Origin of the sequence: Cellulomonas hominis, from assembly GCF_901521055.1 — a bacterium.
Classification (GTDB): Bacteria; Actinomycetota; Actinomycetes; order Actinomycetales; family Cellulomonadaceae; genus Cellulomonas; species Cellulomonas endometrii.
In genome coordinates this window covers 1-12,503 of the sequence record NZ_CABEGA010000045.1, presented here as the reverse complement: position 1 = coordinate 12,503, position 12,503 = coordinate 1, and the positions used below count along the sequence as shown (strand labels likewise).

8 protein-coding genes are annotated in these 12,503 nt (G+C 73.9%); 7 read left to right on the top strand and 1 reads right to left on the bottom strand.

Going from position 1 to position 12,503, the window contains the following annotated elements:
- Window positions 1-5: 5 nt before the first annotated feature.
- Window positions 6-1,199 (bottom strand): ROK family transcriptional regulator, encoded by a 1,194-nt coding sequence (locus KJP73_RS12570; protein ID WP_213283207.1) that lies wholly within the window; start codon window positions 1,197-1,199, stop codon window positions 6-8.
- A 116-nt stretch (window positions 1,200-1,315) separates the two neighbouring features.
- Between KJP73_RS12570 and KJP73_RS12565 the strand changes: the two genes are divergently transcribed.
- From KJP73_RS12565 to KJP73_RS12535, 7 genes are all read left to right on the top strand, one after another.
- The gene (locus KJP73_RS12565; protein WP_213283206.1) at window positions 1,316-2,839 is read left to right on the top strand and encodes a sugar ABC transporter ATP-binding protein; all 1,524 of its coding nucleotides are present in this window, start codon (window positions 1,316-1,318) and stop codon (window positions 2,837-2,839) included.
- Complete coding sequence (locus KJP73_RS12560; protein ID WP_213283205.1) at window positions 2,836-3,957, top strand: ABC transporter permease; 1,122 nt, start codon at window positions 2,836-2,838, stop codon at window positions 3,955-3,957. Before KJP73_RS12565 ends, KJP73_RS12560 begins: the two co-directional genes overlap by 4 nt.
- A gap of 112 nt (window positions 3,958-4,069) precedes the next feature.
- Window positions 4,070-5,125: a substrate-binding domain-containing protein gene (locus tag KJP73_RS12555; RefSeq protein WP_213283204.1), complete on the top strand. Its 1,056-nt coding sequence runs from the start codon at window positions 4,070-4,072 to the stop codon at window positions 5,123-5,125.
- Window positions 5,126-5,228: 103 nt separating this feature from the next.
- Entirely contained in the window at window positions 5,229-6,371 is a 1,143-nt protein-coding gene (locus KJP73_RS12550; RefSeq protein WP_213283228.1) for a Gfo/Idh/MocA family protein, read from the top strand.
- Between the two features lie 254 nt (window positions 6,372-6,625).
- Entirely contained in the window at window positions 6,626-10,003 is a 3,378-nt protein-coding gene (locus KJP73_RS12545) for a PQQ-dependent sugar dehydrogenase (protein ID WP_249669350.1), read from the top strand.
- Window positions 10,004-10,079: 76 nt separating this feature from the next.
- On the top strand, window positions 10,080-11,087 hold the full coding sequence (locus KJP73_RS12540) for a sugar phosphate isomerase/epimerase family protein (RefSeq protein ID WP_249669349.1): 1,008 nt from the start codon (window positions 10,080-10,082) through the stop codon (window positions 11,085-11,087).
- Between the two features lie 18 nt (window positions 11,088-11,105).
- Window positions 11,106-12,317: a hypothetical protein gene (locus KJP73_RS12535; RefSeq protein WP_213283202.1), complete on the top strand. Its 1,212-nt coding sequence runs from the start codon at window positions 11,106-11,108 to the stop codon at window positions 12,315-12,317.
- The last annotated feature ends 186 nt before the right edge of the window (window positions 12,318-12,503 follow it).

Below are 12,503 nucleotides of genomic sequence, written 5' to 3'. Positions count from 1 at the left end.
CCGGGTCAGGCGGTCCGCGCGTCCAGCAGCGCGTCGATCGCGGCCGGCGAGAGCACGTGGTCCACGGCCATCGCGCTCGCGCCGAGGATGCCGACCTGCGAGCGCGCCTGCGAGGTGACGATGCGCAGGTGCTGCGTCGCCAGAGGCAGGGACCGCTGGTACACGACCTCCCGGATGCCCGCGATCAGGTGCTCGCCGGCCTCGGCCACGACGCCGCCGATCACGACGAGCGACGGGTTGAGCAGGCTGACGCAGGCGGCGAGCACCGAGCCGATCTCCCGGCCCGCCTGCCGGACGGCGCGCCCGGCCGCGAGGTCGCCGGCGCGTACGAGCGCCACGACGTCGGCGCCGTCGCGGGCGGTCAGGCCCTGGGCGGACAGGGTGTCGGCGAGCGCGCGGCCGCTGGCGACGGCCTCGAGGCACCCGAGGTTGCCGCACCGGCACGGCACGTCCTCCGCGCCGGGCACGGCGATGTGGCCGATGTCCCCGGCCGCGCCCTGCGCGCCCCGGCGCAGCCGGCCGTCGGAGATGATCCCCGAGCCGATGCCGGTGGCGACCTTGACGAAGAGCATGTCGTCCACGTCCGGCCAGGCGGTGCGGTGCTCGCCGAGGGCCATGAGGTTGACGTCGTTGTCGACCTGGACGTCGGCGCCCAGCGCGCGGGACAGGATGCCGCGCACGTCGACGTCGTCCCAGGCGGGCATGATCGGCGGGTTGATCGGCCGGCCGGTGGAGTGCTCGACGGGGCCCGGCAGGCCGACGCCCACGCCGGCGAGGTCGCCGGGGTCGCGGCCGGTCTCGGCCAGGAGCTTGCGGCCGTGCTCGACCACCCGGGCGAGGACCGTGTCCGGTCCGGCGGCGATCGACAGCGGCTCCTCGGCCTCCGCCAGGATCGTGGAGGCCAGGTCGGTGACCGCCAGGCGCGCGTGGGTCGCGCCCAGGTCGACGGCGAGGACCAGGCGGGCGGTCGGCCGGAACGCGAACGTGGTGGGCGGGCGGCCGCCGGTCGAGGACGCCTCGCCGGCCGGCTCGATCAGCCCGGCGGCCATGAGCTGGTCGACGCGCGTGGTGATGGTGGACCTCGCCTGGCCGGTCACGGCGGCGAGGTCGGCGCGTGTGCGGGGGCGCCCGTCGCGCAGCAGCTGGAACAGCTCGCCGGCGCCGGCGTGCCGCTGAGGGGGCCTGACCACGTCCTGCATGCCCGCCAGTGAACCAGAAAGTGCGGGGACTTGTGTCGGTCACGGTTCGGTAACTCCGACAAACTGGGACGAACTTATGATTGACGCCCGACGAAAGTCCGGTCTACGTTCGCCGCATGGTCAACGTGGACCCCTCGCAGCAGCCGCTGCTCCAGATGCGCGGCATCGTCAAGCAGTTCCCCGGAGCCCGAGCCCTCGACGGCGTCGACCTCGACGTCCTGCCCGGCGAGGTGCACTGCCTGCTCGGCCAGAACGGCGCGGGCAAGTCGACGCTCATCAAGGTGCTCGCCGGAGCCCACCAGCCGACCGAGGGCACGGTGCTCGTCGACGGCGAGCCCGTGACGATCCCGCACCCGGTGGCCGCGCTCCGGCTCGGCATCGCGACCATGTACCAGGAGCTCGACGTGGTCGGCGGCCTGACCGTCGCGGAGAACGTCTACCTGGGCCACGAGCTCGCCACGGCCGGGGTGTCCCGGCGCGGCGAGGTCCGCCGGCGGACCCGCGAGATCCTCGCCCGCCTCGGCCACCCGGAGATCTCCCCGGGGCGCGAGGTCGGCACCCTGCCCGCCGCCGCGCAGCAGATCGTGTCGATGGCGCGCGCGCTGTCGCACGACGCGCGCGTGATCGTGATGGACGAGCCGTCCGCGGTGCTCGACTCGGACGAGGTGCAGAACCTGTTCCGGGTGGTGCACGAGCTCACCTCGCAGGGCGTGGCGATCGTCTACATCTCGCACCGCATGGAGGAGATCCGCGCGATCGGCGACCGGATCACCGTGCTCAAGGACGGCCGCACGGTCGCCCGCGACCTGCCGGCCCGCGAGACGCCGACCCGCGAGCTCATCCGGCTGATGACCGGTCGCTCCGTGGAGTACGCGTTCCCGGAGGCGACGGGGGTCCCGGCGGACGCCCCCGTGGTGCTCGACGTGCAGGGGCTGGCGCTGCGCGGGTCGTTCGCGGACGTGTCGTTCCAGGTGCGGGCCGGCGAGATCGTCGGGCTCGCGGGCCTGGTCGGCTCCGGGCGGTCCGAGATCCTCGAGACCGTCTACGGCGCCCGCCGCGCCTCGGCCGGCACCGTCGCGGTCGCCGGCAAGCGGCTGCGGCCGGGTGCGGTGACGGCGGCCGTGCGCGCGGGCATCGGCCTCGCGCCGGAGGAGCGCAAGGCCCAGGGCCTGCTGCTCGAGGAGCCGGTCTACCGGAACATCACGCTGTCGACGTTCGAGCGGTTCGCGAAGGGCGGCTTCCTCGACGAGCGCGCGGAGCGCCGGGTCGCCCTCGAGCAGGCGGAGGCGCTGGACCTGCGCCCGGCCGGGGTCGAGCGCGCGATGCGGACGCTGTCGGGCGGCAACCAGCAGAAGGCGATGCTCGCCCGCTGGCTGGTGCACGGCTGCCGGGTCCTGCTGCTGGACGAGCCGACCCGCGGTGTGGACGTGGGCGCCCGCGCCGAGATCTACGCCCTGGTGCGCCGGCTCGCCGACTCGGGCGCGGCCGTCGTGGTCGTGTCCAGCGAGATCCCCGAGGTGCTCGGTCTGGCCGACCGGGTGCTGGTCATCTCCGAGGGCCGGGTCGTGCACGAGGGCCCCGCCACCGCCATCGACGAGCACGCCGTGCTCGACTTCGTCATGGAAGGAAGTGCCGCGTGAGCGAGCACCAGCTCTCCGCCCAGCCCCCGGGCGCACCGGGCACACCCGGCTCCCCGGCCGGACCCACCGCGCCGGCCGGCAGCGCCGGCGCCACCCCCGTCCCCCCGTCCGCGGACGAGTCCGACCGCGTCGAGCGCGTCGCCCGGGAGTCTGCGCGCCGCCGCCGTGGCCCCGCCGCCGGCGGCGCGGCCCGCACCCTCGGCCTGGTCATCGCCCTGGCCCTCATCGTCCTGGTCGGGTACATCACGGCCGGCACCCGGTTCGCCAGCGTCGACAACCTCCTGGTGATCCTCAGCCTCGCGTCGATCATCGGCGTGCTGAGCATCGGGATGACGTTCGTCATCACGGCGGGCGGCATCGACCTGTCGGTCGGCTCGGTCCTCGGCCTCGCGTCGGTGTGGGCGACGACGCTCGCGACGCAGCAGTACGGCTGGGTCGTCATGGTCCTCTGCGCGCTGGTGGTCGGCACGGGCGCCGGCATCGTCAACGGCGTCCTCATCGCGTACGGCCGGGTGGTGGCGTTCATCGCGACGCTCGCGATGCTGGTCGCCGCCCGCGGCCTCGCCGAGCTGATCGCCCAGCGCCGGACGCAGCTGGTCCGGGTGCAGGGGTTCGAGGACACCTTCAAGGGCGACCTGCTCGGCGTGCCGAAGATCGTGTGGATCTTCGCGGTCGTCGCGGTCGCCGGCTGGTTCCTGCTGAACCGCACGACGTTCGGGCGCCGGACCGTCGCGGTCGGCGGCAACCCCGAGGCGGCCCGCCTGGCGGGCATCGCGGTCAAGAGGCACACGATGTACCTCTACGCGCTGGCCGGCCTCGCCGCGGGCATCGCCGCGGTGATGATGCTGGCCCGCACCGGCGCCGGCTCGTCGACGAACGGCCTGTACTACGAGCTGGACGCGATCGCCGCGGTGGTCGTCGGCGGGACGCTCCTGTCCGGCGGCCGCGGCACGATCGTCGGCACCGTGCTCGGCGTCCTCATCTTCGCGACGCTGACGAACCTGTTCATCCAGAACAACCTCGACTCGTCGGTCCAGCAGATCGCGAAGGGCGCGATCATCGTGGTCGCCGTCCTCCTGCAGCAGCGCTTCACCACCCGGAACCCGCGGTCGACGTAGACCGCCGCACACCCGCCCGACCCTCGAACGGCACCACCCCGCACGACGCGCCGGGCCCCCGCCCGGCCGCGCCATCCCGCTCCGCCCGCTGGACATCGTCGAAGGAGATCCCATGTCCGCCAGCCGCACCACGCGCCGCCACCGCACCCTCGCGTCCGTCGCCGTGCTGTCCGTCGCGTTCCTGACCGCCTGCACGTCGAACACCCCGACCGAGGAGGACGAGGGCGGCGCCGAGGCCGCCCCGGTCGCCGTCTCGGACAACGACGAGCCCGGCGACACGGTCGTGATCGGGTTCTCCGCCCCCGCGGCCGACCACGGCTGGATGGGCGCGATCACCGCGGCCGCCGAGGCCGAGGCCGAGAACTACGAGGACGTCGAGCTCCGGGTCGCCGAGGGCACCAACGACGTCAACGTGCAGATCAGCCAGATCGAGGGCTTCATCAACGACGGCGTCGACGCCATCGTGCTGCTGCCGTTCGACGGCGGGGCGCTCACCGACGTCGCCACGCAGGCGATGGAGGCGGGCATCCCCGTGATCAACGTCGACCGGGAGTTCTCCAGCCCGTTCGCGTCGCGCGCCACGGTGCTGGGCGACAACTACGGCATGGGCGTCTCGGCCGGCACGTACATCTGCGAGCAGCTGGGCGACAACCCGGACGCGGTGGTCGCGGAGATCGCCGGCATCGACTCCCTGCCGCTGACGCAGGACCGCAGCCAGGGCTTCGCCGACGCGCTCGAGGGCTGCGGCCTGGACGTCGACAACCGCGTCGCCGCGGACTTCACGGTCCAGGGCGGCGAGCAGGCGGCGGCGAACCTGCTGCAGGCGGCCCCGCAGATCGACGCCATCTGGAACCACGACGACGACCAGGGCGTCGGCGTGCTGGCGGCCATCGAGAACGCCGGCCGCGACGAGTTCTTCATGGTGGGCGGCGCCGGCTCGGCGAACGTCATGCGGGAGATCCAGAGCGGTGACTCCGTGCTGCAGGCGACGGTCATCTACCCGTCCACGCAGGCGGCGGACGGCATCAAGCTCGCCCGGCTGGTCGCGCACGAGAAGTCGCTGAGCGACCTGGCGTCCGCGGGCGTCCCGCGCACCGTCCAGCTCTACGCCCCGGTCGTCACGGCCGACAACGTCGACCAGTACATCGACTCGGCCTTCGAGTCCTGACCGGGCCGTCGCGGGGCCGGTCGTGCACCGGCCGGCCCCGCGACGCCCACCCGAGGAGGGTCTCGTGACCGACGAGACGACGGCCGCGCCGATCGGCGTGGGCATGGTGGGGTACGCCTTCATGGGCGCCGCGCACTCGCAGGCGTGGCGCACCGCCCCACGGTTCTTCGACCTGCCGCTGACGCCCGAGATGCGCGTGCTCGGCGGACGGGACGCGGCGGCGGTGAAGGCCGCGGCGGACCGGCTGGGCTGGCGGGACACCGCCACGTCCTGGCAGGACCTGGTGCAGCGCGAGGACGTCGACCTGGTCGACGTCTGCACGCCGGGGCACACGCACGCGGAGATCGCGATCGCGGCACTCGAGGCCGGCAAGCACGTGCTGTGCGAGAAGCCGCTGGCCAACACGATCGCCGAGGCGGAGGCCATGGTCGCGGCCGCGGAGGCGGCGGCGGCCCGCGGGGTGCGGTCGATGGTCGGCTACACGTACCGGCGGGTGCCGGCCGTGCAGCTCGCCCGGCAGCTCGTCGCGGACGGCCGGATCGGCACGGTGCGGCACGTCCGCGTGCAGTACCTGCAGGACTGGCTCGCCGACGCCGACGCGCCGCTGTCGTGGCGGCTCGACAAGCAGGCGGCCGGGTCCGGCGCGCTCGGGGACATCGGCTCGCACGCCGTCGACCTCGCGCAGTTCATCACCGGCGAGCGCCTGACCGGGGTCTCGGCCCTGCTGGAGACCTTCGTGCACGAGCGGCCCGTCGCCGCCGAGTTCGCCGGCCTGCACGGCACGGGCGGGACGGAGCGCGGCCCCGTCACCGTCGACGACGCCGCGGTGTTCCTCGCGCGCCTGTCCGGCGGCGGGCTGGGCGTGTTCGAGGCCACGCGGTTCGCCACCGGCCGCAAGAACGCCATCCGCCTGGAGGTCAACGGGGAGCGCGGGTCGCTGTCGTTCGACTTCGAGGACATGAACGTCCTGCACTTCTACGACGCCACCGAGGACCCGGCCGTCGCCGGGTTCCGGCGGATCGTGGTGACGGAGCCGCAGCACGCGTACGTCGCGCAGTGGTGGCCCGCCGGGCACGGCCTCGGCTACGAGCACGCCTTCACGCACCAGGTGGTCGACCTGATCGGCGCGATCGCGGCCGGGCAGGACCCGACGCCGTCGTTCGCCGACGGGCTCGCCGTACAGCGGGTGCTCGACGCCGTCGAGCGCAGCGCGGCGGACGACAGCCGCTGGGTGCCGCTCGGGTAGCCACCCACCCGCGGGCCCGGCCCGCCGCAGACATCACCGATCGGTGCACCGCTCGAGGGGGAGAGGAGGTGGGGACCTGCGCCACCGGCCGGCAACGACGCCGGCCACGTGAGGAGGTCGGGTTCCTACACCGTGGGGACGACGCGAGAACCCGACCTCTGTGACGAGATCCCAGAGGAGCTGCATCACTCATGAATCGTACGCAGCCGCGCTCGCAGCGCGGCAGGAGATCGGTGGCTTTCACCCTCGCCGGAGTGTTGGCCGTGACCGGCATGGCGCTGGGCGCCGGGCCGGCCGTGGGCCACGACGGCGTGGACCACGGGGCCGAGCCGGGCGCGGACGCCGCGCTCGACTGGAGCAACTACGAGAAGACCACGCTGACCAAGGACGTCGGTGAGCCGCTGGACCTCGCGGTGCTGCCCGACGGGCGGGTGCTGCACACCGCCCGCAACGGCGACGTCCGCCTCACGGACCCGGCGACTGGCGTCACGAAGATCGTGAACTCGATCCCCGTGTACGCGAACTCCGAGGACGGCCTGCAGTCGATCGGGCTGGACCCCGACTTCGAGGAGAACAACTGGGTGTACCTCGTGTACGCCCCGCCCGGGAACACGCCCCCGGGGTCGGCCCCCAACACGCTCCCGGCCGGCCAGGACGAGTCGTACTGGGACCAGTGGAAGGGCGTGAACCGGCTGTCCCGCTTCCAGTGGACCGGTGCGGGCCTCGACCTGGCGTCCGAGCAGAAGATCCTCGACGTCGAGGTGCAGCGCGGCCAGTGCTGCCACGTCGGCGCCGACTTCGACTGGGACGCGGAGGGCAACCTCTACCTGTCGACGGGCGACAACACCCCGGCGGGCACGCCCGGCGCGAACGGCTTCGCGCCGAACAACGACGCGCCCGGCATGAACCCCGGCTTCGACTCGCGCCGCGGCGCGGGGAACACGAACGACCTGCGCGGCAAGATCCTGCGGATCCACGTCGAGGAGGACGGGTCGTACACGATCCCGGAGGGCAACCTGTTCGCCCCCGGGACGGAGGGCACCCGCCCGGAGATCTTCGTGATGGGCGTGCGGAACCCGTTCAAGCTCGACGTCGACCCGGAGACGAACTCCCTCACGTGGGGCGACTACGGGCCGGACGCCACGGCGGCCGCCGCCGCGACCGCGGGCCGCGGGCCGATGGGCCTCGTCGAGTGGAACGCGACGAGCCTGGACGACCCGCACAACTCCGGCTGGCCGTACGTCACCGGTGACAACTTCGCGTACAACGACTGGGACTTCGCCACCGGCACGCCGGGGGCGTTCTTCGACCCGGCGAACCTCAAGAACGAGTCGCGGTGGAACACCGGCCTGGTGGACCTCCCGCCGGCGCGGCCCGCCACGCTGTACTACGGCGACAACCCGGGCGACCAGCCGTGGGACGAGCTGGTGACGTTCGGCGCCGGCACGGGCCAGGGCCCGATGGGCGGCCCGGTCTACCACTACCCGGAGGGCGCCGGCCCCGACGCCTTCCCCGAGTACTGGGACGGCAAGGCGTTCTTCGGCGAGTTCTCCCAGGACTACATCGCGGCCTTCACGGTGGACTGGGACGCGTTCGAGGTGACCCACATCGAGGACGTCACGCCGAACGCGGCGGCGACGGCCCCCGGATGGCCGCCGATCGACAACCCGATGGACATCGAGTTCGGCCCCGACGGGTCGATGTACGTGCTCGACTACGGCGACGGGTTCTTCCGGGCCAACCCCGACGCGGGGCTGCACCGGATCAGCTACGCCGAGGGCAACAAGTCCCCGCGGGCCGCGTTCACCGCGACCCCGCGGTCGTCCTCGTCCGCGCCGCTCACGGTGGCGTTCGACGCCGCGGGCTCCTCGGACCCCGAGGGCAGCGCGCTGACGTACCAGTGGGACTTCGACGGTGACGGCACGTTCGACGCCACCGGCGCGCAGGCGTCCTACACGTACACGGCGCTCAAGGCGTACACGGCCCGGCTGAAGGTCACCGACCCGGAGGGCAAGTTCGCCCTGACCTCCCAGGCGATCTCGGTCGGCAACCAGGCGCCGGAGGTCACGGTGGCCTACCCGGCCGACGGCGGCTTCTTCGACTGGGGCCAGGCGATCCCGTTCAAGGTGACCACGCAGGACGCCGAGGACGGCACGGCCACCGACTGCTCGCGCGTGACGTGGACGTACGGCCTGGGCCACGACGAGCACGCCCACCCGGAGGTCTCGGGCACCGGCTGCACCGGCGCGTGGCGCACCGACCCGAACTCCCCGGAGCACGGGCCCGGCGCGCTGCTGTACGGCGCCGTCGTCGTGACCTACCGCGACGCGGGCGCCAACGGGCTGCCGGCGGCGACCGGTGAGGCCACGGTCCGCCTGAACCCGAAGCTGCAGCAGGCGGAGCACGCCACGCGGCAGGGCGTCACGGTGTTCGCCGACGAGACGGCTTCGGGCGGCAACGCGGTCCGCGGCCTCGGGTCGGGCGACAGCCTGAAGCTCGGCCGGGTGAGCTTCTCCGGCATCGACGGGGCGGTCGTCCGGGCGAATGGCGGCGGTCAGGTGCAGCTGCGGTGGGGTGCGGCCGACGCCGCGCCGTTCGCCACCGCGACGATCCCGGCGGGGGCGGGCTGGAAGGACGTGGCGATCACGTTCGACGCCCCCGACGGCACCGGCGACCTGTTCGTGACGTCCGGCGACGACCTCGCGGTGGACGCGATCACCATGACGGGTGCCGGCGTCGCGGACGTCACCGCCCCGACGGTCGCGCACACCCTGGCCCCGGCGGCGCCCACCGGCGTCGGCGGCGTCTACACCCAGCCCGTGCGGTTCGCCGTGCAGGCGGCGGACGACGGGGCGCTCGGCAGCGTGCAGTACTCGCGCGACGGCGGCGCCACGTGGCTGAACCTGGCGGCCAACCAGCAGTACGGCGTGACGTTCTCCGAGAGCGGCACGTACGACCTGCGGTACCGGGCGACCGACACCGGGGGCAACGTCTCCGCGGTCGGGCAGGTGGCGTTCACGATCGACCTGGACGCCCCCGAGGAGCCCACCGTCGACACCACCACCACGGCCACGGTGGCCGCGGCGCGGGTGCCGTACGGCGCCCCGGGTGCGGTCACGGTGACCGTGGGTGCCGGGGACCGCACCGCGGAGGGCGAGGTCGTCCTCACGGTGGGGGAGACCGAGGTCGGCCGCGGCACGCTCACGGGCGGCACCGCGACCATCCCGGTGGCACCGACGCTGGGGGTGGGCACCCACACGGTGACCGCGTCGTTCGTCGGCGGCGAGGTGTTCAAGCCGTCGTCCGGCACGGTCCGGCTGACGGTCGCGCGCACCACGTCGACGGTCACCGCGACGGTCTCGCCGAACCCGGTGAAGCCGGCCGTGGCGGCCAAGGCCACGGTGCAGGTCGTCTCGGCCAGCGGCGTCGTCCCCGGCGGGGACGTCACCGTGACGGTCAAGCGGAACAACGCGGTGGTCGCCACGGTCACCGGGACCCTCGACGCCACCGGCGCGAGCGTCGTCACCCTCGGGCGCCTGCCCGAGGGCACCTACAAGGTCGACGTCGCCTACGGCGGCACGGCCGGCATCGCAGGCAGCACCACCAGCACCACTCTCACCGTCCGCAGCTGACCGTCGCGCCGGCGGCCCGGGTCGGGTCAGCAGCACCCGACCCGGCCCGGGGCGCCGGCCGTCTCGAAGGAGAGACATGAGCACGCACCAGCACGACTCCCTGCCCGGCCGGCCGATGAGCCGCCGGTCGCTGATGAAGGCGCTCGCCGCCTCCACGGTGGCCGTCGGCGTCGGGACCGCCCTCGGCACGTCCGCCGCCGGGGCCGCGGGCACGCTGCCCGCCGCGGCACCGACCACCGGGCGCACCCGCCTGGTCCCGGCCAACCGCATCGGCATCCAGCTGTTCACCATCCGCGACAAGGTCAGCTCGCTCGGGTTCCGGGCGGTGTTCGAGGAGCTCGGCCGCATCGGCTACGCCGAGGTGGAGTTCGCCGGGTACACGCAGGGCAACGTCGGGGCGATCACCCCGGCGCAGATCCGGCAGCTGCTCGACGACAACGGGCTCAAGGCGGTGGGCAGCCACGTCAGCACGCAGCTGCTGCGCACCGACCTCGCCAACCAGATCGACATCGCGCACACGCTCGGCATGCCGCACCTCGGCACCGGCAACGCCCCGACGAACACGGCGACCAAGGAGGGCTACCTGGCCGCCGCGGAGGAGTGGAACACCTGGGGCGCGCAGGTCAAGGCCGCGGGGCTGAAGCTCTACCAGCACAACCACGACGGGGAGTTCCGGTTCGACCCGGTCGACCCGTCGGTCCGGCTCTACGACGTCTTCTACGACAACACCGACCCGGACCTGGTGTACCTGGAGATGGACATCTACTGGGCCTACGTCGGGCAGTTCAAGTACCCGGGGTTCGAGCCGGTCGACTACATCCTGCGCAACCCGCGGCGCTACCCGCTGCTGCACCTCAAGGACGGCAAGGCCAACGGGGCCAGCGCCAACGGCTACGACATCATCGAGTTCGGCGCCGGCGACCTGCCCTACCAGCAGTTCCTGTCCCAGCTGCGCACGCGCGGCCAGCACTTCGGGCTGTACGAGCAGGACAACGCCGCCACCACGGCCGTCCCGCCGAACCCCCTGGACTCGCTGGGCAACGCCGACCGCAGCTACGACGCCATCGCCGGCCTGCGCGGCTGAGACAAGGGAGACACGGACATGAAGCGCATGTACTCCGTCCCGGCCGCCCTCGTGGGCGCGTTCGGGCTCGTCGTCCTCGGGTCGACGGTGGCGCAGGCGGCGACGACCGACTGCACCGCCGACCTGGGCGACCAGACCATCACCGGCGACCTCGTGGTCCCGGCCGGCGCGACCTGCGTGCTGGCCGGCGCCACCGTCGAGGGCAGCATCACCGTGCTCGCCGACGGCTGGCTCGACGCCACCTCGGTGACCGTGACCGGCGACGTCGTCGCCACCGACCCGTACGGGGTGCTGCTCGACGGCTCCCGGGTCGACGGCGACGTCAGCGCCTACACCTCCGGCTCCCGGGTCGGGTTCCTCTACCTCAACGACCTGCACGTCGGCGGGAGCGTCGCCGCCGGCGGGCTGGACGTGGAGATCACCGGCTCGGACATCGCCGGCGGGGTCACCACGCAGGCCGCGACCTACGTCGACCTGCTGCAGACCGGCGTCAAGGGCGACGTGGCGATCGACGGCTCCGACTGGGGCGTCAGCGTCGCGGGGGCCGTCGTCGGCGGCGGGCTGGCCGTCACCGGCAGCAGCCGGGACGTGCTCATCGGCGCGACCACCGACGGCGCCGCCGACACCTGGGGCAACACCGTGGGCGGCGACCTGACGCTGACCGGCAACACCGCGAACCTGCGGGTGGCCGGCACGACGGTCCTCGGCACGATCCGGCTCGCGGAGAACGACCCCGCGGCCGCGTTCGGTCCGGGCAACACCGCCGGCGCCGTCGAGGGCGACCACACCGGCGAGGTGCCGGGCGCGGTGGCCGAGGGCGACCAGGCCCTCGCCGTCACCGTCCCGTCGCAGCGGGCCGGTGAGCTCACCTGGAGCCTCGAGGGCACCTCCGGCCTCGTGAACCTGGGCGTCGCTCAGGAGCTCGAGGACCGGTACCAGGCCACGGGCGAGATCGTCCCGGTCCGGGTGCAGGACACCCGGGCGGGCGACCCCGAGTGGTCGATCACCGCGCAGGTCAGCGACTTCACCGCCGGGGACCGCACCCTGTCGGCGAAGTACCTGGGCTGGACCCCCGAGGTCCTCGAGAACGGCGGCGACGCCGTGGCGGGCCCGGCGGTGCCGTCCGGGTTCGAGGAGGGCGACGGCCTGTCCGTGGCCCGCACCCTCGCCGAGGCGGAGGCCGGGCACGCCCGCGGCTCCTCGCTCGTCGGGGCGGGACGGGGGTGCTAGCTGAGCGCGGTGAGCGTCAGGGTCGGCGCGGGGGGGCCCTCCGGGGCGGCGCGCGGCGGCTCGAGGGCGGGGGGCGCCCCGACCCGCGCGGGGCGCCGGGGGGGCCCGGCCTCCGCGCCGGGGCGGGGGCGGGGCGCGGCGCGGCCCCGGCGGCGCCCGCCCCCCCGAGGTGCCGCAGCCCCCGCC

Coding starts and splice junctions, on each gene's coding strand:
- KJP73_RS12570 (WP_213283207.1), bottom strand. CDS start 1,199: ATGCAGGACGTGGTCAGGCCCCCTCAGCGGCACGCCGGCGCCGGCGAG.
- KJP73_RS12565 (WP_213283206.1), top strand. CDS start 1,316: ATGGTCAACGTGGACCCCTCGCAGCAGCCGCTGCTCCAGATGCGCGGC.
- KJP73_RS12555 (WP_213283204.1), top strand. CDS start 4,070: ATGTCCGCCAGCCGCACCACGCGCCGCCACCGCACCCTCGCGTCCGTC.
- KJP73_RS12550 (WP_213283228.1), top strand. CDS start 5,229: ATGGTGGGGTACGCCTTCATGGGCGCCGCGCACTCGCAGGCGTGGCGC.
- KJP73_RS12540 (WP_249669349.1), top strand. CDS start 10,080: ATGAGCACGCACCAGCACGACTCCCTGCCCGGCCGGCCGATGAGCCGC.
- KJP73_RS12535 (WP_213283202.1), top strand. CDS start 11,106: ATGAAGCGCATGTACTCCGTCCCGGCCGCCCTCGTGGGCGCGTTCGGG.